The sequence below is a fragment of the Leptospira terpstrae serovar Hualin str. LT 11-33 = ATCC 700639 genome, assembly GCF_000332495.1.
GTDB lineage: Bacteria > Spirochaetota > Leptospiria > Leptospirales > Leptospiraceae > Leptospira_A > Leptospira_A terpstrae.
This window is the reverse complement of the sequence record NZ_AOGW02000009.1, coordinates 35,319-60,349: the sequence shown is the minus strand read 5'-3', so window position 1 is coordinate 60,349 and position 25,031 is coordinate 35,319. Positions and strand designations below refer to the sequence as shown.

The 25,031-nt window shown below is 38.4% G+C and carries 26 protein-coding genes; 10 read left to right on the top strand and 16 right to left on the bottom strand.

All coding sequences use genetic code 11. The features are described from left to right. The first annotated feature begins 155 nt into the window (after positions 1–155). Positions 156–1,862 carry an acyl-CoA dehydrogenase family protein gene (locus LEP1GSC203_RS07010; protein ID WP_002973470.1) on the top strand — a complete coding sequence of 569 codons (1,707 nt, stop codon included), beginning with the start codon at positions 156–158 and terminating at the stop codon, positions 1,860–1,862. A 94-nt stretch (positions 1,863–1,956) separates the two neighbouring features. Here LEP1GSC203_RS07010 and LEP1GSC203_RS07005 read toward each other — a convergent pair whose 3' ends face one another. Beyond that, the gene (locus LEP1GSC203_RS07005) at positions 1,957–3,138 is read right to left on the bottom strand and encodes a fatty acid desaturase family protein (protein WP_002973242.1); all 1,182 of its coding nucleotides are present in this window, start codon (positions 3,136–3,138) and stop codon (positions 1,957–1,959) included. Positions 3,139–3,197: 59 nt separating this feature from the next. After that, positions 3,198–4,283 (bottom strand): flavin reductase family protein, encoded by a 1,086-nt coding sequence (locus tag LEP1GSC203_RS07000; RefSeq protein WP_002973351.1) that lies wholly within the window; start codon positions 4,281–4,283, stop codon positions 3,198–3,200. A gap of 150 nt (positions 4,284–4,433) precedes the next feature. Here LEP1GSC203_RS07000 and LEP1GSC203_RS06995 point away from each other — a divergent pair, with 150 nt between their 5' ends. Next, on the top strand, positions 4,434–5,051 hold the full coding sequence (locus LEP1GSC203_RS06995; protein ID WP_084764918.1) for a TetR family transcriptional regulator: 618 nt from the start codon (positions 4,434–4,436) through the stop codon (positions 5,049–5,051). Between the two features lie 38 nt (positions 5,052–5,089). Here LEP1GSC203_RS06995 and LEP1GSC203_RS06990 read toward each other — a convergent pair whose 3' ends face one another. Both LEP1GSC203_RS06990 and LEP1GSC203_RS06985 read right to left on the bottom strand, forming a co-directional pair. Next, positions 5,090–6,904, bottom strand: a complete 1,815-nt coding sequence (locus tag LEP1GSC203_RS06990) for a histidine kinase dimerization/phosphoacceptor domain -containing protein (RefSeq protein ID WP_002973460.1) — start codon at positions 6,902–6,904, stop codon at positions 5,090–5,092. Positions 6,905–7,228: 324 nt separating this feature from the next. Continuing rightward, positions 7,229–7,639 carry a 6-carboxytetrahydropterin synthase gene (locus tag LEP1GSC203_RS06985; protein WP_039937565.1) on the bottom strand — a complete coding sequence of 137 codons (411 nt, stop codon included), beginning with the start codon at positions 7,637–7,639 and terminating at the stop codon, positions 7,229–7,231. Positions 7,640–7,702: 63 nt separating this feature from the next. Between LEP1GSC203_RS06985 and LEP1GSC203_RS06980 the strand changes: the two genes are divergently transcribed. The 3 genes from LEP1GSC203_RS06980 (at position 7,703) to LEP1GSC203_RS06970 (ending at position 9,372) form a co-directional block, all read left to right on the top strand. Further along, positions 7,703–7,924, top strand: coding sequence for a DUF1858 domain-containing protein (locus LEP1GSC203_RS06980; RefSeq protein WP_002973441.1), 222 nt, complete (start codon positions 7,703–7,705; stop codon positions 7,922–7,924). An 82-nt stretch (positions 7,925–8,006) separates the two neighbouring features. Next, positions 8,007–8,963 (top strand): fumarylacetoacetate hydrolase family protein, encoded by a 957-nt coding sequence (locus tag LEP1GSC203_RS06975; RefSeq protein ID WP_002973377.1) that lies wholly within the window; start codon positions 8,007–8,009, stop codon positions 8,961–8,963. Positions 8,964–8,970: 7 nt separating this feature from the next. Further along, positions 8,971–9,372 carry a DUF2721 domain-containing protein gene (locus tag LEP1GSC203_RS06970; RefSeq protein WP_002973304.1) on the top strand — a complete coding sequence of 134 codons (402 nt, stop codon included), beginning with the start codon at positions 8,971–8,973 and terminating at the stop codon, positions 9,370–9,372. A gap of 41 nt (positions 9,373–9,413) precedes the next feature. Here LEP1GSC203_RS06970 and LEP1GSC203_RS06965 read toward each other — a convergent pair whose 3' ends face one another. The 8 genes from LEP1GSC203_RS06965 to LEP1GSC203_RS19745 all read right to left on the bottom strand — a co-directional run bounded on the left by LEP1GSC203_RS06965 (position 9,414) and on the right by LEP1GSC203_RS19745 (position 16,863). Beyond that, the gene (locus LEP1GSC203_RS06965) at positions 9,414–10,424 is read right to left on the bottom strand and encodes a zinc-dependent alcohol dehydrogenase family protein (protein ID WP_002973206.1); all 1,011 of its coding nucleotides are present in this window, start codon (positions 10,422–10,424) and stop codon (positions 9,414–9,416) included. A gap of 55 nt (positions 10,425–10,479) precedes the next feature. Continuing rightward, positions 10,480–10,911, bottom strand: a complete 432-nt coding sequence (locus tag LEP1GSC203_RS06960) for a VOC family protein (protein ID WP_002973542.1) — start codon at positions 10,909–10,911, stop codon at positions 10,480–10,482. Positions 10,912–11,087: 176 nt separating this feature from the next. Then, positions 11,088–12,335 (bottom strand): crotonyl-CoA carboxylase/reductase, encoded by a 1,248-nt coding sequence (gene ccrA / locus LEP1GSC203_RS06955; protein WP_039937459.1) that lies wholly within the window; start codon positions 12,333–12,335, stop codon positions 11,088–11,090. Between the two features lie 64 nt (positions 12,336–12,399). Then, on the bottom strand, positions 12,400–13,311 hold the full coding sequence (locus tag LEP1GSC203_RS06950; RefSeq protein WP_002973477.1) for an LIC11086 family outer membrane transporter: 912 nt from the start codon (positions 13,309–13,311) through the stop codon (positions 12,400–12,402). After that, a complete protein-coding gene (locus LEP1GSC203_RS06945; RefSeq protein ID WP_039937458.1) occupies positions 13,308–14,204 on the bottom strand; it encodes a hypothetical protein in 897 nt (298 codons plus the stop codon). Before LEP1GSC203_RS06945 ends, LEP1GSC203_RS06950 begins: the two co-directional genes overlap by 4 nt. Further along, the gene (locus LEP1GSC203_RS06940) at positions 14,204–15,409 is read right to left on the bottom strand and encodes an MbnH family di-heme enzyme (protein WP_002973421.1); all 1,206 of its coding nucleotides are present in this window, start codon (positions 15,407–15,409) and stop codon (positions 14,204–14,206) included. Before LEP1GSC203_RS06940 ends, LEP1GSC203_RS06945 begins: the two co-directional genes overlap by 1 nt. Positions 15,410–15,469: 60 nt before the next feature. Beyond that, the gene (locus LEP1GSC203_RS06935) at positions 15,470–16,306 is read right to left on the bottom strand and encodes an MbnP family copper-binding protein (RefSeq protein WP_002973471.1); all 837 of its coding nucleotides are present in this window, start codon (positions 16,304–16,306) and stop codon (positions 15,470–15,472) included. A gap of 89 nt (positions 16,307–16,395) precedes the next feature. Further along, complete coding sequence (locus LEP1GSC203_RS19745) at positions 16,396–16,863, bottom strand: LIC_11090 family protein (RefSeq protein WP_039937564.1); 468 nt, start codon at positions 16,861–16,863, stop codon at positions 16,396–16,398. A gap of 124 nt (positions 16,864–16,987) precedes the next feature. Here LEP1GSC203_RS19745 and LEP1GSC203_RS06925 point away from each other — a divergent pair, with 124 nt between their 5' ends. Together LEP1GSC203_RS06925 and LEP1GSC203_RS06920 are read left to right on the top strand one after the other, a co-directional pair. Then, positions 16,988–17,314 carry an LB_289 family protein gene (locus LEP1GSC203_RS06925; RefSeq protein ID WP_002973354.1) on the top strand — a complete coding sequence of 109 codons (327 nt, stop codon included), beginning with the start codon at positions 16,988–16,990 and terminating at the stop codon, positions 17,312–17,314. A gap of 68 nt (positions 17,315–17,382) precedes the next feature. Further along, a complete protein-coding gene (locus LEP1GSC203_RS06920; RefSeq protein WP_002973393.1) occupies positions 17,383–19,359 on the top strand; it encodes a 7TM diverse intracellular signaling domain-containing protein in 1,977 nt (658 codons plus the stop codon). A gap of 13 nt (positions 19,360–19,372) precedes the next feature. Here LEP1GSC203_RS06920 and LEP1GSC203_RS06915 read toward each other — a convergent pair whose 3' ends face one another. Next, the gene (locus LEP1GSC203_RS06915) at positions 19,373–21,049 is read right to left on the bottom strand and encodes a Na/Pi cotransporter family protein (RefSeq protein ID WP_002973537.1); all 1,677 of its coding nucleotides are present in this window, start codon (positions 21,047–21,049) and stop codon (positions 19,373–19,375) included. A 93-nt stretch (positions 21,050–21,142) separates the two neighbouring features. On the opposite strand from LEP1GSC203_RS06915, the gene LEP1GSC203_RS06910 reads away from it, so the two are divergent. Beyond that, positions 21,143–21,634 (top strand): FKBP-type peptidyl-prolyl cis-trans isomerase, encoded by a 492-nt coding sequence (locus LEP1GSC203_RS06910; RefSeq protein ID WP_002973280.1) that lies wholly within the window; start codon positions 21,143–21,145, stop codon positions 21,632–21,634. Positions 21,635–21,890: 256 nt separating this feature from the next. Further along, entirely contained in the window at positions 21,891–22,154 is a 264-nt protein-coding gene (locus LEP1GSC203_RS06905; RefSeq protein WP_012390051.1) for an RNA recognition motif domain-containing protein, read from the top strand. Between the two features lie 165 nt (positions 22,155–22,319). Here LEP1GSC203_RS06905 and LEP1GSC203_RS06900 read toward each other — a convergent pair whose 3' ends face one another. The 3 genes from LEP1GSC203_RS06900 to LEP1GSC203_RS06890 form a co-directional block, all read right to left on the bottom strand. Next, positions 22,320–23,306, bottom strand: a complete 987-nt coding sequence (locus LEP1GSC203_RS06900; protein WP_002973346.1) for a hypothetical protein — start codon at positions 23,304–23,306, stop codon at positions 22,320–22,322. Then, positions 23,296–23,799, bottom strand: a complete 504-nt coding sequence (locus LEP1GSC203_RS06895) for a hypothetical protein (RefSeq protein WP_002973279.1) — start codon at positions 23,797–23,799, stop codon at positions 23,296–23,298. Before LEP1GSC203_RS06895 ends, LEP1GSC203_RS06900 begins: the two co-directional genes overlap by 11 nt. 214 nt (positions 23,800–24,013) lie before the next feature. After that, a complete protein-coding gene (locus LEP1GSC203_RS06890) occupies positions 24,014–24,466 on the bottom strand; it encodes an AAA family ATPase (RefSeq protein ID WP_198008567.1) in 453 nt (150 codons plus the stop codon). A 136-nt stretch (positions 24,467–24,602) separates the two neighbouring features. Between LEP1GSC203_RS06890 and LEP1GSC203_RS06885 the strand changes: the two genes are divergently transcribed. Next, positions 24,603–24,935 carry a hypothetical protein gene (locus LEP1GSC203_RS06885; RefSeq protein ID WP_051064148.1) on the top strand — a complete coding sequence of 111 codons (333 nt, stop codon included), beginning with the start codon at positions 24,603–24,605 and terminating at the stop codon, positions 24,933–24,935. The last annotated feature ends 96 nt before the right edge of the window (positions 24,936–25,031 follow it).

The following is a 25,031-nucleotide window of genomic DNA, read 5'->3' as shown; positions in this document are numbered from 1 at the left end:
TACTATGTTCTCTTTTGTTTTCCTATTCTATCCCCGTAAACAAAGTATACCGATCAGTTCACCAGAAAGATCAAATCCAATTTTTTTTGTTATACGATTATTTTTTAATCGCCTCACATCTATAAAATTTGTCTTCTAATCCAAAAGGTAATGATATGATCCAAAGCAACTACTTTCAAACCAACGAAGATTTAAAGGAACATTTTTACGAATTAATCGATTGGAACGAAATTGTACCTATATACGAAAATCAATTCTCAGACTCAAAGTTATACTCGGAAAACAATAATCCTAGACTAGAATATGCACCATCTAATGTAGATGAGGCGAAATCATTTTACGAAGAGATCCTAAAATCTTGCGGAGAAATCAGCGGAATGTATGTATCTCAGGTGGCAGGTGTAGTAGATTCCAAAGGACTAAAATTTGATAATGGAAATGTAATTCACCCGCAAGAAATGGTGGATGTAATCAAAATGTACCATGATGCCGGTCTTGGTCCCGTTGCATTTAAAAGAAGATATGGCGGATTAGGAGCACCAAGCATCATCAAAGCAATGATTGCTGAGCTCATGTACAGGTCCGATAGTTCCATCACCATTGCTGTGGGTAGTATGGGACTTGCTGCCATCTTAGAAGTCTGTGCATCCGACGAAATGAAAGAAGAATGGATTCCTAAATTAATTTCAGGAAATTACACAGTCACTATGGGACTTTCAGAACCAGATTTTGGATCAGATTTACCGAATGTTACGACCAAAGCAACAAAGACAAATGATAAGTGGTATCTCAATGGGACCAAAAGATTTCAAACTGTAGCTTGCGGTATCAACGGAAGTCCGGGGATTACACTTACACTAGCACGAACGGGAACACAAGAAAGTGGAGCAAGAGGTCTTTCCTTCTTTATCGTTGAAAACAAAAATTATGCTGTCCAAGGAATAGAAAAAAAACTAGGAATCAAAGCATCCGCAACATGCGAAACTGTGTTTGAAAATAGCGAAGGGCATTTGGTTGGTAAAGAAGGTTTCGGACTTGTGAAGTATGTAATGGGAATGCTCAATGGCGCCCGCCTCAGTGTATCTTCCCAAGGAACCGGGATTGTTACTGCAGCTTATGAAGAAGCCCTCAAATATGCAAAAGAAAGAATTCAATTCGGAAAACCAATTTATGAAATTCCAGCAGTCCGTCGTATTTTGGACCGTATGGAAAGAGAACTGGCTGCCATGCGTTGTCTTATGGTGGAAGCCGCTTATTCCGTTGACAAATATTATTGGTATGAAGACGGAAGAACCGTAACTCCAGAAGAATCTAAAATTGGAAAGTTTTGGGAAAAGGTAGCAAATACACTCACTCCCATTTCTAAATATTACAACTCTGAAATGTGTAACGACTTAGTATATGACGGATTACAAGTATTAGGTGGTGCAGGATATACGGAAGATTACGATCTTTCCAGACTCTACAGGGATGCAAGGATTACAAACATATATGATGGGACCACACAAATCCAAGTCAATGCAGCCATTGGAGGAGTGACTTCAGGAATGAGCCCTACAGGTGCTTTCCGGGCTTACCTAGATCATTTGTCAAATGGCTCCGAATCCAATCCCAAACTACAAGAAATCAGAATCCTTTTTGAATCCATAGTAGAAACATACAAATCCATTGCAGACCAACAAATAAAAGATGCCCATAGCTTTGAAGTGGTGGAATCAGCAGCGAGAGTAGTTGTGGGTTATTTGATGGAAAGAGCCAAAAACAAATCCACTAACAGAAAAGAACTACGCACTCAGTGGTGTAAAGAATTTCACAAGGACAGTCTTGCAATTCTTTCTGCAAACAAAATCAAACTGAGTTAGTAAACAAAAAAGAGGGGCCCCATTATTGAGGCCCCAGAAAGGAAAGGGATGGATTTTCCACAATGCGCCAGTGGAAAATCCAAAATTGTTCAGGTTAAGTGAGAGTTACTGATTTCTCTTCCATCGGAAGGGAAACTTGAAAACTGGGTTGAGTAACGATAGCCTTTGGTTCCAAATAAACTTTTCGATTACCCATTAATTTCCCTGCAATCGAATCAGGAAAAGAATATGCAATGATACGTTTCCATACAGAGGCAAACTGTTTCACAAAACTTCCTGTATTGTAGTGTTGTCCATACTTAGCACAAATTTCTTTCAATCGAGGAGCCACTTCACGGTAACGTTTTGCTGGCATTCCAGGAAACATATGGTGTTCAATTTGGTGGCTGAGATGCCCGGTCATTGTATAAAACAACTTACTACCATCTAAGTTAGAAGAACCTTTGAGTTGTCTTAAGTACCATTGTGCTTTTGACTCACCAACGATTTCTTCAGCAGAAAAGGATTCCGCATTCTCAGTAAAATGACCACAAAAGATCACAGCATATGTCCAAAGGTTTCTAATTAAATTTGCGATCATATTTCCCAGAATGACTTTTGGAAAATTCAATCCGGCAAGAAGTGGAAACAAAATATAATCTTTAACAAGTTGCAATTCAATCTTCTTAAAGAAGACAGCTTTATAATCTTTTAAGGTTTTTTTCTTCCTTTGTTTTTTAGGAATTTCCATGTATTCCACTCGGTAACCATGAGCACCAATTCCCCATTGAAAGTTCATCGCAAGGAATAAATTGGTGAAAGGTTGTGTTAGGTGCACCGGTTTCCATTTTTGCCCTTCAGTCAAACGAGTAAAATTATATCCATAGTCATGGTCTTTGTTTAAAACATTTGTATATGTATGGTGCATATAATTGTGATAAAATTTCCATTGATGAGCATCACTCACAATGTCCCATTCGAAAGTTCTGGAATTAAAACGAGGGTCATTCATCCAATCATACTGTCCGTGTAGAACATTATGACCTAACTCCATATTGTTTATAATTTTCGAAAGAGAGAGTAATAAAGTTCCTGCTACAAAAGAAATAGGTTCAAAACTAAAGTGAATGAGCCCACGACCCAAGATTTCAGTATATCGGTAAGCTTTATAAATAAAGCGGATATGATCTGCATCTTCTTTTCCCACTTTGGACATCACTTCTTCCCGAAGGGCTTCCACTTCATTTCCAAAGGATTCAATCTCTTCTTTGTTTAATTTTTTACTAATCGTTCTCATTTTTTTTTCCTATGATAATTTCTTTAATTGCTGATGTTCTAATTTCTAAATTTAATTCTCTAGAGTTCTATTTCCAAATTTGATTCGGCGCGGGAGATACAAATTTGAATGTTTTCTTCACCTAACTCAGATACTTCGTCTTTTGATAAATCAGTTACGGAACCAGCAGTTTTTTTACAAACACAAGTATGGCAAATTCCCATTCGACATCCACTTTGAGGGTAGATCCCTTGGTCTTCTAATTCTTCTAATAAAGAACGTTCACCTTTCACCTGGATTGTTTTATGACTTAGAGATAGAAACACATCCACAGTTCCTGTTTTTTTAACCTTCAAAGAAGATTGACCAGGTAACATAAATAATTCAGACTTCACTTCGTTTCCTTCTAAAAGTGAAAGTGCTTTGGTTTGCATTGGTGCTGGGCCGCATACATAAACTGAATAAGTTTTCAAATCATCAGTATACTTTTTCAAAATTTCTTTAGTTAAAAAACCAGAATCATATCCTTCTTTAGGAAGATCTGAAAATACATAACGAATTTCTAACCAACCGGTTGCTTTTGCGATCTCTTCCAAGGAAGAACGTAAGATAATATCTTCAAATGACCTAACAAAGTATAGAAGAGTAACTTTGCCATTGTATTTTAAGGATTGGAGTTGTTTGAGAATAGAATGAATTGGAGTGATTCCACTTCCACCAGCCAAAAACAAAAACTTAGAAGGTAAAGTCTTTGGTAGGACAAATTCCCCTGATGCCTCGCCCAATTCTAACAAATCCCCTTTTTTGATATTTTGATTGATAAAGTTGGAAACTAGACCACCTGATTGGCGTTTTACGGTGATGGATAAATACTTTTCGCCTGGTATAGAGGACAAAGAATAAAACCTGGTCACTCGCCTTCCCGCAATTTCTACGGTGACAGGAACATGTTGACCTGCACTAAAACCCTTCCAAAGCCAATTGGGTTTCAATACTAACGTTTTTGCATCGGCCGTTTCTTCACAGACTGCGACAACCTTTGCCTTTATGGCAGTGACCGAGAATCTAGGATTGAATTCCCCCAGTAGAAAATCGGCCCAATCTTTGAGTTGCAGGAAACTCAGGAATTCCTTGGGTTCGTTAAAGATAAAAGGAAATGTTTTCATTTTCGCCTCGTATTTCGCATTTAAGTGAACACTTGTTCACGGAGATATTTAATAGTGTTAATTTACGTTGTTAGATACGTCAACCCCAAAACGGCATTTTAGTCCTTGCATTTCCAAAAAAAGTGAACAATCGTTTACTGAATTCATCCTATGAAGCTCAACAAACGGTATGCCCAGAAACTTCGTACCCACAGCAATCTGCTTGAGGGTGCATTACGCCTGATGGGAGAGGAAAAGGGACTGGGAGACCTCAGCCTTCGAGAAGTGGCTGGGGAGGCCGGAATTGTTCCTGCTGCCTTTTATCGGCATTTCAAGAATATGGAGGAGCTGGGTTTGTCCTTGGTGGATGACTGCGGAGGAAGAATCCAGGCCATTGTGGGTGATGCGAGAAACAAAGGGGCTTATAAATCTGCCCTAAGACTCACTATTGGATTTTTTTTCGATTACGTGGCAAACAACCGCTCCCTGTTTCGCTTCATTGCTCGGGAACGGACAGGGGGCAATCAGAAGATCCGAGAAAAAATCAGGGAATCCATGAAAGCCATTGCTACAGAACTGGCAAAAGACATGCGAATGCCAAAGATGATTCCTGTGGCCGATATCCAATTTGCGTCAGAACTCATAGTTAGCCTCTGTTTTCAAATGGCTTCTGATTTTTTAGATCTAGCAACGGATGCTCATACCGAAATGCGAAAATTAAAATTACAAACGATCAAACAAGTGCGGTTGGTTTTTATTGGAACCATTCGAGGTAGAAAACGAAGATAAAAAAATAAAAGAGATAAAAACTTAGCGAATAAAACTCTTTAAGTGCCTTTGTCATTGTTCTTTTGAGGAAAAGATATCATAATATTCAATCCCTCGCCTTTCTTAGAAACAGAAGAGAATACTCCTTTTAATTGGGATGTCAAACTGCGGATTAACTCATAACCGAAATGATTTCCTTTTTCAATATTCACTGAATCCGGCAATCCTTCTCCATCATCTCCAACAGATAAAATAATATTTTCATTCGAACGAGACAAGTGAATACGAATATCTCCACCTTTATCATTGGGATAGGCATACTTTAAAGCGTTAGTTAACAATTCATTGAGGATTAATCCAAGAGGCAATGTACGTTTTAAATCCAAACGAACATCCTCCAACTTCACATCAAAACGAATTTTTGTTGGATTGAGAACAAAGATATCGTGAAGGCTAAAAACCAAATCTTCGATGTATTTGCGGAGATCCACCGATTCCAAATCTTCTGATTGGTAAAGGTTTTCATAAACCTTAGACATTGACATGATACGAGATTGAGCATTCAAAAATGATTGTTTAGCAACTTCATTTTCAACCTTAAAAGATTCTAAATTCAAAAGACCAGAAATGATAGCGAGAGTATTTTTAACACGATGTTGTAATTCTTTTAGTAGCACATCTTTTTCTTCTAAAGACTTTGCCAATCGATCTTCCATATCTAAATTTTTAGTTATGTCTAAGTTGATCCACAAGATGAAACGTTCTCCTGCAATTTCAAAGGCTTGGCTAAACACAATTACATCGTATTTTTTTCCATCGGAATGAGCCACAGACATCCTTTCTCCAGACAATCTACCTTTTTCTTTATAGATTTTGTTTAGTCTTTCTATCTGTTCTGGGTTACTCCAAGCTTTAAATTCTTCTGTTTTTTTGCCGACTACCTTTGATTTATCAAATTGAAAGATAATTTCCATAGAAGAGTTTACATCCAAATAAGTACCATCTTTGACTGTTGAAATGGCCATTGCAATAGGACTGAGTTGGAAAACCTTTGCATAAAGACTTTCCCCATCTTTTGGAGGAACCATCACGGGAGTGTCTGGAGTTTCTCTAAAAACAATCACAACTCCGTTTAGATTTTTTTCTGTATCCAAAATGGGTGAAATTGTCTCAGTAACGTGCGTTTCACGACCTGTGCTAGAGACAACAATCAAATCGTTTTTTCTTTCAGTGTTTTTTAGAACATTGGAAGAATTTAAGAAAGGATAAGATACTCTTGTTCTTGTTTCTGCCTGAACTAAAAATAAATAAGAACTAAGATCCTTCTCTAATACTTCCGATTTTTGGTATCCCAACATATCTAATGCTTTATGATTAATTTCCCGAATTAAACCTTCTGGAGTGAGAACAATCACTCCGTCGCCCATTGCTTCAAAAGTAATCCGAAGTTCATTTTCGCGGAAAGCTAACTCTTGTTCTGCTTTGTAAAGTTGGAGTGCAGATCGAATCATACACTCGATAATATCTGGACTAGAAATTTTAGGAATAAAACCAAAGTGCTTCACTTTACAAACACGATCTAATATTTTATTATCTGAATATCCGCTAACAAAAAGTATTGGAATCTCACGATACAAAAGAATTTTTTCTGCAAGTTGGATCCCATCCATACCATCAGAAAGATTAATATCCATTAATATTAAATCAACTCTCTCGCCAGATGTTATATAGTCATAAGCATCACTTGTATTTGATACATACTGTACGGAATAACCTTTGTTTTTCAAAAATTCTGATTGCGAGATAGCCAATATAGCCTCATCTTCCACAAGTAGAATATGACCTAAACTATGTTTGATTTCCGTTAGTGGCATGGAGTGTTCTATCGATTTTCATAATTAGCCGGTAGAAAAGCAATCGATTAAGATGTAAAATTTTTATGAAAAAAAACTAAAACAAGTGCAATAAAAAAATAAGACAAATGTTGAACGTATGTCAGTCCATTATTTGTTGAGTACCATACGATTTTTGGATTATGTCGAATTTTAATCACAAACGTATGTTTGCTGACGTAATTTTCACGTCAGATTCTAAGCTACGGAATTAATCAGGACCCTTTGTTCTTTTTTGTATTTTTTTTTGCTCACTCACAAAAAAACTCAGGAGTAGTACCTAACCATTGTTACAAATTACTTAATTTACGGTTCTAAATTAGGTTCGAAGAAAGCAAGATTTTCGGGTCCTTCGTGGATGACAATACGGCGGATTCGCCCTTCTGAGGATTTTACATCCGCCTTCAAACCAAAGTAAAACCAACGAGCTACATTTTCTGACGTAGGATTGATCCCTTTAAAATCTGGATGGTCATTGATTAAAATATGGTCAATGGAATGCACCAGTTCTGTAAGGCGGGTCCGTGCTGTCAGGAAATCATAGGAAATGCCATCTGGCCGGAGGTTTGTATTCCCTTCCAAAAATACCTCTACCTTCCAGGAATGCCCGTGGATAGGCTCATCCGAGCCATCGGCAAAGTACTGGTAGAGGAAATGGGCCGATTCAAACCTTCCCTCAATCCTGACATAAAATTTCCCGTTTTCCTGGGTAAACATTCCATTGACGAATAGAGCATAGTCCAATATTTGTATAGTAATTTCCTTTCGAGGGTTCTCAAGATGACTGAAACGACAAAACCGCGCTTTTTTAAAGAAATGACTGTGGGCGAAGCAATCGCAATCCACCCAGAAGCAGGTCTAGTTTTCTCTAGCTACCACTTAGGTGGTTGTTCCCATTGTTCCATCAATGAAGTAGAAACCATTGAACAAGTTTGTATGGGTTACGGTGTAGAGGTAGACACTCTAATCGATTCACTCAACAACCTTTTCTCTGAAGAATAGACTTTTTACTTTCACTATCACAGGGCCTAATTTTGGCCCACGTGTTTTCAGCTCCCGCCCAAACTAATTTCGTAGGTCTACGATGGCAAAATACTTTGTACGTTTTCAGTATAAGAATCAAATCGATTGGGGTATGGTTGTAGGTGAAAACATCCTTCCTCTTCAATTTGGTGACAAAACCACCAAAGACGTATTAGCTGGTCTTCAGAAAAAAAGTATCAAACCAAATTCTAAATCGAAAAACTCAATCAGAAGAGAAGTGGTCAAAGTTCTATCACCAATTACTGCCCCCTGCCAAGTGATCTGCCAAGGTGCCAATTACAAAAAACATTCTTTGGAATCTGGACTCGATCCTAAATCCAAAACTTACAATTTATTTTTTACCAAATCCGACTTCTCCCTTACATCTGCAATCGGAGATGTAGTGCGACCAAAACATGTAGAACTTTTGGATTATGAAATTGAATTAGGTATTGTTTTTGGAAAGGATATTGCCACTCCTTTAAATGAAAAATCCTATAATCCAAGTGACTACATTGCAGCACTTTTTATTGCCAACGATATATCCGCAAGGGACATCCAACTTCCACAATTGCAATGGTATAAAGGAAAATCTTACCGCACCTTTTTCCCTACAGGTCCAATCCTTGCCGTTTTAGAACCTGAAGATTACAAATACATTGAATCCTTGGAGTTGAACCTTACTGTGAATGGAAAGATAAGACAATCCGCAAAGGCAAACCAAATGGTTTTCCCACCTAAGGAATCCATTGCTGAGTTATCTTCTTTTACAAATATTCGAGTGGGTGATGTTTTGTTGACCGGAACCCCCGCAGGCTGCGCACTCAAAGCACCAGGAAAACTAAAACAAATCTTTGCAAGTTTTTTCCCGGAACATAAAAAGTGGGAACTCTTTATCAAAGGACAAAAAAATCGAACTGAGTATTTACAACCAGGTGACACAATCAAAGCTACAATTCGTACATCCGATGGAAGGTTGGATTTAGGAGAACAAATTCTTCAGGTAAAACAGGGGTAAAAACCAATTGGACAACCTAACTTATAGTATACCGGGACTATTATTTCCTGCAATCTCTTTACTAATGTTAGCTTATACTAATCGCTTTTTTGGATTGGCAAAACTTTCGAGACAACTATTATCAGAATATGAAAATTCCAAATCGGCGATTTTAGAAAAACAAATTGGCAACTTAAGGTTTAGAATATCTTTGCTATTGTATTCTCAAAGTGCTGGAATCTTTAGTTTGATTTTATGCACATGCTCCATGGGTATGATCCCTTTTTACAACATAGTGGCTTGGGTTTTATTTGCTTCCTCGCTATTATTTATGGTGATCTCTCTCATCCTTGCTCTGATTGAAATCCATTTATCAGTGATTGCCTTGGATATCGAAAGAAAATCCATTTTGAATCCATCATCTAAATAAACTCAGTTCAATCGAATAGTAAACTTATTCAGATAAGTATCCTATATGCGAATGACGATTTTTCCAAAATGCGATCCTGATCGCAAGTATCGAATCGCCTCTGCAGATTCTCCCAAAGAAAAAACTTTATCAACTACGGGACGTAAACCAGAAACTTCGATTGCCTGGTTCATTTCCATAAAGGCTTTCCTTCCTCCAACTACAAGTCCTTGGATTTTTAAATGATTCATAACTGCGGGCAGTAAATTCAGTTCTCCCGATTTACCCGCAAGGATTCCAATCAAATGTATTACACCAAACGGACGACAGGCGGCAATGGATTGTTCTAATGTTCCTGCTCCCCCTACTTCAATGATATGGTCAGCTCCCACTTTTTCCGTGATTCTTCGGACTTCCTTTCCCCATTCCGGTGTTTCCTTATAGTTGAGCAAATAATCAGCACCTAACTCTTTTCCTCGTTCTAACTTTTCACTACTGGAAGAAGTAAGTATGACTTTGGCACCTACAAGTTTAGCAAACTGTAAAGCGAAGATAGATACACCGCCTGTTCCCTGTACAACGACAAATTCTCCAGGTTTTAGATTGCTAAATTGGAAAAGACCAGACCATGCAGTGAGTGCCGCACAAGGTAAGGTTGCCGCTTCTTCATAAGACAAATGGGAAGGAATTCGCACAAGGCCTGTTTCTGGAACTAAAGCTAACTCCCGTAAGGTACCAGGAAGTGGACCTCCAATGGTATGACGCATTTCAGCATGAGTTGCCTCTTTAGCGATCCACTTCGGTGCGAAGGTGAGAAGAACTCGATCTCCCACTGCCCATTCCGTCACTTGAGAGCCAATGTTTATCACTTCGCCTGCGCCATCACTACAAGGAACCAAAGGAAGGGGAAACTTTGGATTGTATTTACCTTCGACAACTAAAGAGTCACGGTAGTTTAAAGAAGCAGCTCGCAAACGAACCAACACTTCCGTTGGGCCTGGATCTTTAGGTTCGGGAACATCAACCACCTCTAGATGATCCAATCCAAAACGAGAGATCTGTGCTTGTTTCATAAATTTACCTTCGAGAATTTCATGGTTCTAAACAAAGCAACCATTCGATTTAAAATTATTTATTTAGGACGATTTCACCTTTTTGGTTTAAAGGGAAAAACGGGTTGTAAGCAACTTCAAAAATATGTCCGTCTGGATCCTGAAAATAAGCGCTATACCCTCCCCAAAAAACTTTTTGAGGTTCTTTGAGAATTTTTGCACCTAACTTACGAACTTTTTCAATCACCGAATCTACTTCAGCTTCACTTGTTAAATTTTGTGCCAAAGTAATTCCAGAAAACTCTTGGCGTTTTTGAAAGGGAATTCCAATGTCTTTAGCTAAATCCTCTTCACCAAACAAACCAAACACAACTGCACCAATTTGAAAAAAAGCAACGCTATCGTTACTTTCTTCTGAACGTTTCCAACCAAGGCCTTTTTCATAGAAGTCGATGGAACGTTGTAAATCGGAAACACCTAAGGTAATTAAATTGATTCTTGGAAACATATAGATTACTCCTTTGTCAAAACGTGAACTTTATAGAAAAAAAAATTAAGAAATCGAATACTTGGTTCACAAAACAAACGTTTCATGGTAGATGGAGCCATTGGGTGGCGGGTGGATAACCCCACCCAGTCTCAATAGGGCGGGGACATGTACTCTAAATACTCACCTGGAAAGAATTACTTCTTTCCAAGACCTGTAGTTTTTGCACCAACGAGGATTGACATGTTTCCTGATGGGTGTTTGTTTTCGCGCATCAACTGGTGGCATTCACCAGTTTGTTCGAAACTGTAAGTTTCTGCTAAAACTGGATCCACTTTTTTATCGATCACGAGTTGGTTTAGATCACGACAGTTGTCGTCATTTGCGAAGTGCGAACCTTGCAGACGTTTTTGTCTCATCCACAGATAACGTAAGTCAGCTGTTGCATTAAAACCTGTAGTTCCCGCACAAATCACAACCATACCACCTGTTTCACAAACAAATACGGAAGTAGGTAATGTTGTCTCGCCTGGATGTTCAAAAACGATTTGTGGGTTTTTGCCTTTCCCAGCAATGTCCCAAATGGCTTTTCCAAATTCGCGTGCTTGTTTGGTCCACTCCACAAAAGCTTCTGGTTTATTGATATCAGAAGTGAGTCCACCCCAGTGTTTGAACTTGTTACGGTTGATCACACCAGCAGCACCTAAGTTTTTACAAAAATCAATTTTGTCATCAGAGGAAACAACAGCGATTGGAATTCCACCAGCTGCTTTTACAATTTGGATTGCCATGGCACCAAGTCCACCGGCTCCACCCCAAATGAGCACTACATCACCAGGTTTTACATCATTTGGTTTCCAATGGTGTAACATTCTGTATGCGGTAGCGGCAACTAACATATAAGCAGCAGATGCTTCCCAAGTTAAGTGTTGTGGACGCGGAAGGCACTGATGGTCTTGTACTTTGCAGAACTGTGCAAAGGAACCCCAATTGGATTCATATCCCCAAATGATTTGGGAAGGTGCATACATTGGATCTTTTCCAGAAAGAATCCATGGATCTTTTGGATCCCACATCGCACAATGGACAACTACTTCATCACCCACTTTCACATTCTTAACTTCAGATCCAACTTTATAGACAATACCAGAGGCATCAGATCCACCGATGTGGAATTTTTCTGGTTCGCCTTTTTTATTACGAGCCGCAATCACATCCACAGGATACCCAAGTGCTGCCCAAACGTTGTTATAGTTGACTCCTGCAGCCATGGTCGCAACGAGAACTTCGTTCGGACCGATCTCCGGAACATCAATGACTTCTGATTGAAAAGAAGTTTTCGGTTCGCCGTAACGTTCCGGGCGAATGACCTGCGCGTGCATTTTTTTGGGCACAACTCCAATAGGTGGAAGTTCCCCTACTGGTACGATTTCTACGTTGCTCATAGATTACCTTTTACGAATAAAATTTATAGAGTTTCTTAGAACGTTTTAAAAAAGGCATCAATTGTCAATCGCTTCCCCACTCCATAGAGAAGGCAAATGTCCACGCAGATTGATAGAGTCGATACTCACGATCCCTTTGTAGTGGGTACCGATAGGCAAGACTCATATTATACTTCTCCGAAAAATTCCAAGAAAACCCAGCACTAGCTTCCGTAAAATATGAGGGATTGGCTTTATCTTTTTCTTTAGAATAATCCACGCCGTTATAAGGATTACGGTACAAGATACCCGTAAAAAGAGAAATCTCTGGCATTAAATAATACGTCACATAAGCGGATACAAGTGTGGTTTTTTTAAATTCATATTCTGGTTCTGGTGGTGAGGCCGAAGGTTTACGAAAGTAAAAAGGAATTCCATCATTGTCTTGTAAGTTGTTTGGTTGCGGACGAGAGAGTGGATTCAGTCCTCCCATTTTTGTGACAAAGGACCACTTCTCATACAAATAACCAAGTTTGATAAACCCGGTTCCAGTATAATAATTTCCACCGGTAAACCGGTCCGTGTCAGGACCACTCGGAAAACCAACTGAACCTTCAATCACAAAAAAGTAAGGTTTGTCCAAATCAAAGAACGGTTGGTATTTAAAACCAAGATAAGTTTTTCCAATCCTCGCTGCATCTTCTCTACTTCTCTGTTGGTAATAATTCCAAGGCACCGAAGCATTGAGTGCAAACCTTCCATCAAAAAAATTCATCTCTGCAAAGGCTGTGGTGGTAAACAGATGACTATTCTCCCGAGTGGATTGGTAATAATCTTGGGTCATTACCAAATAGTTCGTTGGTTTCTCTCGTTTCCCCGTAAAAGGATCTACAAATCTGGCCGTTGCATTGGGACTGTCCGACGAACCTGTGTGATGCGAATAGAGAGACTGAATGGAAAAGAGCAAAAAAATAAAAACTATAGAAATTTGTTTCATCGTTCCACTCCAGGAAAACATCCAGGGAAACTAAAAACGATATCTTCGGCTTGTAGATTTTGTTGGAGGATATTGTATAAAGGGATATTGGAAACTTTGGAGATGACAACTGTTCCAGGAAGTAATAAAGACAATTGCTGTAAAAATCGAACAGGTGTTCCAGAAACAGTTCTGTCTTTGAATAAAGAGGAAAGAGACATTAATATTTCAATATTACCACTACGTCCATTTTTGACTGGAATTTTACATTTAGGTGTAATCGACTTATTTCCTTGTGGAAGCAGGATCGTGATATCATTTCCCCCCACATCCATTCGAATATAAACCTCTTCCCAACTTACATTTGCCACCGCAACCACTCCCAGCGGCATATTAGAAATTCTAGTGCTAGGATAAAGGAAACTAGCTCCTGTTTCCATAGTACTATTGAATTGAGTTATGTTAGAAACAGTCGATGCTGATAAAAATGGATACGTTTTTCCATATAAATCATCTGCTGGTAAATCCAAGGGTACTGTATAGGGAGTATGTGTTTTCACTGTTGCCGTAGAACTCTTCTCCGAGGCAGTGGCAGAGACACCTAACGTCTGATTTGGTGGATTGATTCGATAGGTTCCCGTTTCCCATTGGATGTAGGAACTAGATTGGATTGTGATATTGTAACCTACGGCATTACTGGTTAAACTAAATTGGTTTAAGTTGTCATCCGCTTGGTCATCATAACTTCTAAGATTTGTTCCCACTGCTATGGTTTGGTTGTTATTAAAAAAAATTAAGTTCTGCAAGATCGTCAATTTATCCTTATTGCTATCACCCACCGAACCAAATGTGCAGTGGGAGAAAAGGAATGGGACAATAAGGATCAAAATCCATTTACGAATAGATTTTTTCATTAAAAGGGACTCGCAAACTTGGGATTGGTTAAGAACTCTTCATCCGTTAATGCCAAAAGAAAATTTACCATATCATCACGTTCTGAATTGGTAATCGCAAAAGCCCGGATCAGAGTTGCGTCTTTTGCTGAATGAGCTTGACCACCGGAACGGTAGTGGTCCACAACTTGTGTCAACGCATCTCTAGCACAATCCGCTTTTGTTTTCCCAGCACCAGCAGCTTTATCTGGATTGTTCGCATCCGCACACATAAATATCCCATCATGCATATAAGGATAGGTAACACCAATGTTTCGTAAGGAAGGTGCTCGAAATTTTCCAGTATCGGATGCAACACCAGTTAAATCAAATAATCCTCGTTTGTTACTTGGAACACCTGCATAGTATGCATCATCATGAATCCCATTACTATGATAAAAGAATTCTTCCTTTGCTCCACCATGAAAGGATGTATCAGTAAAATTGAACCCTCCATGACAATGAAAACATTCTGCATTTTCTCCATTAAATAAATTCAAGCCGCGAATTTCTGAAGCAGTTAAAGCGGATTTGTTATTTCTAAAAGTATACTGGTCATATCTTGAATTGCCCGATATCATCGATCTTTGAAAACTGGCAAGGGCAAATCGTACATTTTGTTCGGTAATTCCAGAACCACCGAAAGCCCGCTCAAACATTGGTGGGTAAATCGAATTAGATGCTAATTCATTTAAAAAATTATTATTTTGCAAACCAAGTTCGACAGGCGTTTCTCCAAACATGGGCGCACGTGCTTGAATCTCTAAACTAGACATTTTAGGATTACTCCAAGTAAGTCTTGGCATATAAGCAACATTTGAAAGATGTTGTGCATTTCTTGGATGTGGTTGGCTGGTAATCCCACTAGGAAAATCTTTTCCATCAGCAAAAGCTAAAGATTGGAAATGGCAACTGCTACATGCCATCGTACCATTGCCAGATAACTTTTTTTCATAAAACAAATGCCGACCAAGTTCCACCTTAGCTTTTGTCATTGGGTTGTCTGCCGGGACAGTTGGTATAGGAAATCCAGGAGGTAAATCCCAAACCCAGTCGGAAGCACTTGCCAAAATTCCAAGAGCTGCGAGTAACATATCCTGGTTGTTTTCTTTTTTCTGGAACGGCAACACATTACATCCCAAAAGAAAACTAAAAAGCGTGATGAGTGGAAAACTAAATGACTTCATAAAATATATCCTTAAAAAACTCGGCCGTTACGAAAAACGTAACAACCGATTATAAACAAATTATTTGAGACTAAACACTCGTTGTGTGATTGAATTATCAACTGACCCTGTAGTAATATTTAATCCAAAAGCTTGTACTAAGGTATCACAAGGTGCAGCAGTTCCAGGCATACACATTCCCATTGCCCCAAATGTATGTCCGTTCAACAACTTATCTACATCAAAAGAAACTTTTTGATTACTTGCAGAAATTTGCCCAGTAAGAGAAATCGAAGCGCGAAATTTTTTAGAACAATTACCGTAGTTAGGTGCACCACTACAAGTTGTAGAGCCAACATGTAAGCTAGTCCAATCCGTTCCATTATAAGTAAATTCAATTTTAGAATGTTTGTATCCACCTGTCCAAGACCAATACATAGCCCCATTGTTAAGCGGAGCAGTTTGCGAAGTTCGATCCAGATGATTTAATGCTTCAGGAACACCCACAGAAAACTGAACGCCAGTATAACTTCCTGCTGGTGCAGTACCTGTTACTTTTGTGTTTGTCTCTGAAGTTTGAGTCGTTTCTAAATCGACAAGAGCTACTCCATTGGATTGCCAAATATTATCAGTAGACAATGTCACATCTGCAGTGGAACCATCAGCTTTCACTAGTTTCACTTCAGAAATATACAAGCGAAAATCACGAAACTGGACTGTTCGACCATCCGCAGTAATATTAGAGCCAGTCACTAATGATTGCCCATTGGCGAGAGCCTCAAAATTTAGATTAACAGCCTGCGGCATTGCCAGAGCTAAAAGTGCTAATGTCTGATTGTCATCTGATTTGGAATTCGGATCACAGGAAACTATTCCTAATATCGAAAGAAAAATATAAAACTTCTTAAATATGTTCATAAATACCTAATATTCTAAAATACGATTGTTGTTCTGGATTGATAGATAAACGATTCGTCTACCAATATACAAGTTTGTAGTTTAAAAAACTAAATACGAGGTGGTCGGAGTAATGTGGGAATTCTTCCATCCTCTAAAGTGGATGGAGACTCATAAATAGTATAAAAAATAACGGAAGGAACAGCAAACCCAAAAGCAAAATTGGGTCTATCCATAGTTTGGTGGTGAGACCGTAAAGAAAGTGCGTCTTTTTTTTTCTTTTTGCAGGAACAAAGATGTGCTTCGCCATCTTTTGCTTCATGACAATTGGGCTTTAGGGCTAGTTCTTTAGTCGTTTGATGGTCAAACGAGTCTGCCGAAGTAACAGAAGTTCCATGGCCTTCGGCAAAAATTTTGTCTTCTGCATTCCCATGTTTTTCTTTTTTAGATCCATGGTTGCAATGGCAAATTTTGGAATTGGACTCCAGGCAATACCCAAGGAGCCCACTCCCCAAAAATAGGAATTGGGTGCAAAGGAATAAGGCCAAACTACCGGCAATCCACCGTTTGCAGAACATCTCCCCCATGGTTGGCCAACCCAAGCCAAAAATCGAGCCAATTTTTGGACAAATTTAGTGTCGCCCCTCCTGCCTTTTGAAAACATGGTCTTGGAACCAATGCAAACGAGCTAGAGGCCATCAGATGAAACGCACGGAACTAGAACGCAGGGAACGAGAACTGCGAAAAGCAGAAAAGAAAAAGATCCAACCTGGTGAAAAAGAAGCCATGAGCGTCGGCGACTATATCGATGCCCTTTTTGGAATGTTTCGCTATGATTCGGATGAGATTTTTAATGCTGCCGATGATGAAAACATTTTAGAACTTCTGGAAAACATGAAAATGGAACATCCGGAAAAACAGTGGGATGTAATCATCCGCAAAGCTGTGAACAAAACCAAAGTGGAACAAAAAGAAAAGGCTTACGACTCCCTTCGAATCCTTGCAGGAATTCCTGCCGTAACCGCTTAATTCCTTTTTTTCCTCTACAAACAGATTTACAAGGGAAGGTCTTCGTCTTATAGTTGTGACCTTCCTGTATGAAACAGACATTCACCTTCATCCTGTTATGTCTCCTTCATACCAATATATTTCCAAACTCTGAACCTTGCCCAAACACGCCAATCCTTCCGCTTTCCAGTACTTATGGAAGCACCTATGACCTTTCCCACCACTTAGCGTATTTCACGGCAAACCCTGCAATCCATTCAGTTGCTTCAGTTTCACACCAATTCCAAACAAATACGTTACAAAAATCAGAGGGAGTGATTCCCAATTTTGGAAACACAGAAAAACAATATTGGTTTTGTTTTGTCATTCATAACGATGAGAACCAATATAAACGAATCATAACTTATATCAAATACCCTTTGCTCGATGATGTTAAATTTTTCGCATTACGTGAGTCAGGTGAAATTAAAGAAAACCAACAAGGTAGACGTTTTCCTTTTGAAAATAGAGACCGAGACTACCGGGGATTTAGTTTTGCTTCAGATTTATTGCCGAGCGAAACGGTAACCTATTTTGTAGGTGTAAAAACAGATAGTTCCGTATCGGTTCCCTTAATGGTGGCAGAAGAAAAGAATTTTGACGCCTTTGCATCTTTGGATACCCTACTCCAAGGTATCTATTTTGGTATCGTCGGTGTTATGACAATATACAATCTATTTGTATATTTTATGGTTCGAGACAAAGCATATATATTTTATGTTTTGTATTTATTCATTTCAGCAATTTTATTCCAGTTTTCTCTCCAGGGTTTGTTGCCCGTTTTATTTTTTCCCAACTCACCTGAACTTGTATACAACGCACATAACTTCCTTTATTTTTTATTTTTAATCACTTGTTTCCCCATGAGTATCACCTTTATGAACTTAAAGGAAAATGCTCCCCGTATTTATAAATGGTTTTTGGGACTGACGATCATCCCTATCATTAGCATTTGCCTTCTTCCTTTTTTACCGTACCGGCTCATGAACCAAGCCGGAGATATTTTTTCCTTTTTACTCGCTTTCTTTGCATTATTTGTCTCTTATTACATTGCTTTCGTAATAAAATTTCCACCAGCAAGATTCTATTTTTCTGGATACTTGATGGTGATCGTGGGAGGGCTTGCCACCGTACTCAAATATATGGGTTTTTTTCCAGTCAACGCTTTCACAGAAAACGCCTTTCAAATTGGAATGGCGATCGAAGTTTTGCTAATGGCATTTGGATTGGGAGATAGAATTTCTGTTGTTCGTAAAGAAAAAGATAAAATCCAGATGAAAGCAGAAATCAACAAACAAAAGTTAATTGCTTATGGAAAAGAATTAAAACTAGCACAAAAGCTCCAAGAATCGACTCTCCCACAAATCCTTCCCAAATTTCCTGGTCTCATCATCAAAACTGGATACTTTCCTGCTTCGTTAGTAGGTGGTGATTTTTACGATTTAACTGTATATGGCAAACACCAGATTTGTGGTCTCATCGCTGACGTGACTGGACACGGTGTACCCGCAGCCATTGAAGCTGCTATGTTAAAGATAGCCTATATGCAAACCTTGGCTTTTGCAAACAAACCAGGGAAAGTTCTGGAAAGTATCAACGTTTCCCTTGCAGGAAATTACAAAAATCAATTTTTAACTGCCAGTGCTATTTTTATCGATTTGGAATTAAAACAACTAAAGGTCGCAAATGCAGGTCATCCCGCCTTATACAAGTTCAATGAACATTCAAAATCCATCGAAGTGATCCGCCCAAAAGGCAAACTCATTGGTTACTCAAAAGAAGTGTTATATCATGAAGAAGTTCATAAACTATCTCCTGGTGATAAGATTTTGCTATTTACTGATGGAATTTGGGACCTGTGGGAAAATGGTGATTCAGGCGAAGAAGAACTTCTGAACTGGTTACTCACTAGAAAAGCAGAGTCAGTAGAATCTTTATATGGTGGGATCGATGAACACATTCGTCTACGGAACAAAGAAGGTCCCGCAGACGATGACATAACATTGATTCTATTTGAAATTACGTAACAAAAAATGCGAACTAAACGTCCGCATAAATTGCCGCATTCAATAGTCTGGAAATATTGTCCAAGTTACGAGAAATATCTCGGTAAAGTAAAGCAGGCATCAAATTGTCTTTTTTCTGATACTTTTTCTTCTTCACTTTTGAATCGTTCTTTTTAACAGAACGAATCATTTGAAATCGATACTCACGGCTTTGGTTACGAATTTGCGGGTTACCAAGGATATCAAAAGTTTCACTTTGTTCCAAGTTCACAAGTAGTATGTCGTAGTGGTGTTTGAGTAAATCCATTTGTTCTTTTACGGAATTAGCAAAGGATTTATCCAATGATACTTTTTGGCGGTGTGATTTTCTCATCTTTCTTGCAATTGATGCAAAGTTATCACCCATCTCTTCCACAGCCTTCACTCTTTCCATAATTCCCAAAACATCTTTCGCATAGTTTCCAGTAATACCGGTCTCTTGAACTTGATTTAGGTAGGTAAGAACTTCGGATCGAACTTGGTCTAACTCTTCTTCTTTTTTTAATACCTGTAGGACACGAGAAGCATCGTACGGCTGTAACAAAATTTGTTCTGTCAAACGAAGGAAGTCATACGTATCTCGAATGATTTTTTTGGTGAACTCAATCAATTCTACCATAGCAAGTTCGGTAGTTTTCACTGCACCTGCTTGTAAAAGTCGAATGGAATCTTTATCTTTTCCAGTTTTGGAAGCAAGTCCATCTACAATGGCACTCACAACTTTGGTGATTGTATTCACAAACCAAATGAGGATGAGAGTGTTTGTGATGTTAAACATCGTATGGAAAAGAGAGATATGAAATCTTGTAGATTCTTTATCTGTCAGTGGATCTCCAGGAATCAAATCATCTACAATTCCTGTGAAAAACTTAAAGAAAAGAAGAGCCCATATCACACCAAACACATTGAATAGTGTGTGAGCAAGAGCTGCCTTTTTGGCATTTCGGTTCCCCGGAATGGCAGCAAGATTTGCAGTGATAGTAGTTCCAATGTTTTCCCCAAGAATCATACCATAAGCGGCATCAATTGGTATATAACCGGAGAATGCGAGTGTGATGGTAATCGTTGTGGAAGCAGAAGAAGATTGGATCACAATCGTTAACAAGGCTCCAATCAAAACGAACAACAATATGGTATTAAATCCCATATTTGTGTATTGTTGTAAGAAAAGAAAACTATCTGGATCCTTTGCACTGTCAGGAACGGATGTTTTTAAATAATCCAATCCTAAAAACAAAAATCCAAATCCGATTAGGAAACTTCCCCAACCGGATCTGCTTTCTTTTCTTGAAAAATTTAAGATCACACCTGCTGCAACCGCTGGCAAAGCAAACGATGCAATGTTAAACTTAAATCCTAAAAAAGATACAATCCATGCAGTGATGGTGGTACCAATATTGGCCCCCATGATGACACCGATGGCCTGGGCGAGTGAAATTAAACCAGCATTTACAAATCCAACCACAAGAACGGTGGTGGCCGAACTAGATTGTATTGTAGATGTAATAAAAAGTCCGCTAAAAACAGCGGACACTCTATTTCGCGTCATAGAAGAAAGAAAGGAACGAAGCCGATCTCCCGCTACACGTTGTAAGGACTCACTTAGTAATTTCATCCCGTAGATGAAAATCCCGAGTCCACCTAAAACTTGAATGAGTAGTGACCAATTCATAGATGTGATATTTCCAAGGTTCAATTTCTTCGATTACAATTTGGTACCAACCTTTTATTCGGTTGCAGTATTTTTTTCCATTGGTAAAGTGTAATGAATATGTCAAAAACCATCAGCAAAGGAATGGTTGTAGGATTTTCCTATCACCTAAAGAACGCCCAGGGAGAAACTCTGGACCAATCAGACGAACCGTTATTATACCTCCACGGCTGGCAAAATATCATTCCCGGTCTGGAAAAAGAACTAGAAGGATTAGTGAACGGCGATTCTAAAAATGTAACTGTACCACCTGAAGATGGTTATGGGACATATAACGAAGAACTTATTTTTCAGGTTCCCAAATCGGAACTTCCGCCAGAAGCCGAGTTAGAAGTAGGAATGGAATTCCAAACAGACACTCCCGAAGGTAGAATGGTTCTATACCTTCAAGAAGTTAGGGATGCAGAAGTCATATTGAACGGCAATCATCCGTTAGCTGGAGAAACCCTCCACTTTGCTGTAACAATTAAGTCCATTCGCGAAGCCACTGAAGAAGAATTACAACACGGTCACGTGCACGGTCCAGGCGGACACCACCACCACTAAGAATTTCTTTTTTCGTAATTTTCCCTCTGAGTCTTCTTTCCGATTGCTTTTTTTAGAAAGGGTAATTAGACTGACAGAAGATTCAGAGTATTGTTGATTTTCACCGCCGAAGTAGTCCTTTCAAGCTTGCACGCTGGTAGCTTTCCCAAGTTTTTCCCTGCATTTTTCTGGAGTTCTTACCCAAAATCCCGTTAAGGGTCCCGACGATTGTAAATCTAGAATTCCCGAGTCAACTTTAACAAACAGGACAAAAACTATGTCAGTAAACATTTACGTTGGCAACCTCTCTTACGATATGACTGAAGGTAAACTCAGTGAGCTTTTCGGAGCACACGGAGCAGTAACTTCTGCAAAAATCATCACTGACCAGTATTCTGGCCGTTCTAAAGGTTTCGGATTCATCGAAATGAAAGATGGAAAAGAAGCTGATAACGCGATCAAAGATCTTAACGGAAAAAACATCCTTAACCGTGAGATGAAAGTAAACATCGCAAAACCTAAAACTAACAACTGGAGATAATCTAGTTTGTCATAAATCCGTTGCTTAACATTCGTTTAAGTGACGGATTTTTTTTGCCTTTTTGGTTTTTGAATTAGACTATGATTTCCGGAGTCTGCCGGGAATTAAGTTATTCGATAAATAGAAAGATCCATTTAGAAATAAAAAAATCGTAAGATCAAAATTTTAATTCAAGATAAGCTTTAACTGCATGATGGCTAACTGTTCTTTTACTTTTTCTTTTAAGTAATAGTCGCTTGATTTGTTTTCATTCAGTTTTTTATGCAATTTCGCTAATTGGTTCCCAAAGTTGGCACTGCAGGAATGATCCCCAGGTTTCAACTGATTACAGTTATATTTTACTTCGCAAATGGAATCAAAATCTGACTCAACAGGACAATTCCTAAAAAGTGTTGGATCGGGATTCCTCCTACAAAAACAGCCGTGAGCAAAATTCTTTTCTTTGGTATTATATTTTTCTCTTAATTCCAATAGATCTGAGTTATGGTTATTTTTTTTCTTCTCTATTGGAATGGCAGCCTTTAACCTAAGTTGAATTGATTCATTCCTTCCACATTCATTTAGATCATATGAACATTCCCGGAAAACATTTCGAAACTTTTTTTCTAGAGGGATCGTTGGTTTGTTTTTTTCTATCGCATACAGTCTTTCCTGTTCTTCTACTTCCAGGATATGATTGAATACTTCTTCAAAAACTAAATCTTCATGGCTTGTACCAAAAAAATAATTAGGAATTAGAAAAATATACCAGGGTGAAATATTCTTACTGAGAACAATGGTTCCATAAGAGATAAATTTCTTTTTGACAACTTTAATTTGATAACCCGTGGATTCGGCAAGAGGTACAAGAAAAAGGCTGAAAACAAATGATCCATAATTTAAACTTTCATCGTCTTCAGTTCGTTCGATAGTAATATCAATTCGATCTTCCAAATGATTTTCACATTGGGTAATGGCGTCATTTACCCCTTTCTCTACACCAACACCTGCTCCTCCGTTCTTAGACTCAACATACTGCACGTTAAATCTTCCACCCCAACAAATGCTTTTTTTGAGTTGGCTTACTTTATAAGTATGGTCAGAACGAATCGTCATCAATTCGCAATTAAAAAAGAAGAAAGAGAATAAACTTAAAATAAAACTAATCTTCATAAATCTTTTCTCTATTTTCAAACTTCAAAATTGCATTTTTCATATGTTCATAGTAGATTGATTTTGCGTTTTCGGAATTTGCCTGAAAATTCCATCGAAATAAACTATAAAAAGGACTTCCGACTTTAAAAATTTTACGATGTACAACGAGGGACCGAAACTTATATAAATTATCAAATTTAATGTCTAATTCAGTATCAACAGCCAATGGCAAAACAAGAAATGTTCCAGTCACAAATGGTAATGATGTAAATACACGTGCCATCTGAGAGTTTTGGTTTGATTTATCTTCGAATGTTATCGTAACAATAACCGTTTTTTTACTTTTATCATCGGTGCATTCATCAATGGCTTCAAAAATTCCATCATTATAAATGTCAAATCTAGACTCTCTACCAATTCTAAAATCAGAATTATCTGAAAAAACGTATTTAAAATCCCCACATTTCTCTTGTTTTAATTTTTTTTTCGTTTCAATCCGGTTGGGTAGCATAACGATCCCGGCGCAGTGAATACTCATTATTGTAAGGATTAAGTAAAAAAATCTCATAGTCATTTAAAAATAACAATCTCGATACTGACACCTAACATATCCATGTAAATCAAATAACAGAAGTATGTCGGCATTTCAACAAAAAAGTTCTGCTTTTATTCTCACAACAAACTCCATCTAAAAATCAGATATATCGAACTAACTTTGTTAACCCCTACAAAAACACCTGATACTTCGCTTTCATCTTCTCGATTTGTTCTTCGGGAATCTGATGCACATTGTTTCCACCATGTCGGTTTTCCACTGTCACGATAAAGATCTTATATCCAAATTCTTTCGCTAAACTCACGTAAGGTTCCAACTCCCAATCCAGAGTAAATGTATTGTCCACGATAACAAACGGGATACCAAGTTCGAGAGCTTGTTTTGTTTTGGCCTCGCAGTCTTTGTAAGCTAAATGATTTTTTTGATAATCAAAATGATATTCACCGGCTTCATTTTCAAAATAGGAATCAATGGAAAAGATAGGTGCCCCATTAGTAACAGAAATAGCTTTTGCTAAACTTGTTTTTCCCGATCCAGGAATTCCTCTTAATGCCAGTAAAGTTTTTGTTGTTTCGTTTGCGGTGGAATTAGTTCCGAGGTCTTGCAATTTCTTCGATTCCATTCTCCAAATCCTAATTGTTTTTCCTCCCCTGAAAAGAGAAAAATCTCGCAAGGAATCGTTCTATCTGAAAGAATAGAGCAGAATCAAGGAGTCTTTTGTGTCATACGAAGCTTATAAACTCATCCATATTTTCGGAATGTATTTGTTATTTTTGTCCCTGGGAGGAGTTACCCTCTACACCATCAATGGTGGAAAAAAATCGGAAAACAAATTCAAAACTGTAGCAGCCATCACTCACGGTGTAGCTCTCATCCTTCTCTTAGTGGCAGGATTTGGACTCATGAAGTTTCGCGGAATCTCTCACTCGGCCCTGCCTGTTTGGGTCATTCTGAAAATTGTCATCTGGCTTGCGTTTGGTGGACTTTTGGCAATGGCCTCCAAAAAAGAGAAATTTGCAAAAATCCTATGGTTTGTGTTTCCTCTTTTGGGTCTTTTTGCGGCCTACCTCGCCTTCTATCAACCGTTCTAGTAAAAAAACTATCCTGTCCTCTTCCACTTCGGTAGGGGACAGGACAATTTCTTTTCTCCACTTTTTCTTTTTCTTTTCTATCAGCCTTTCAAAGTC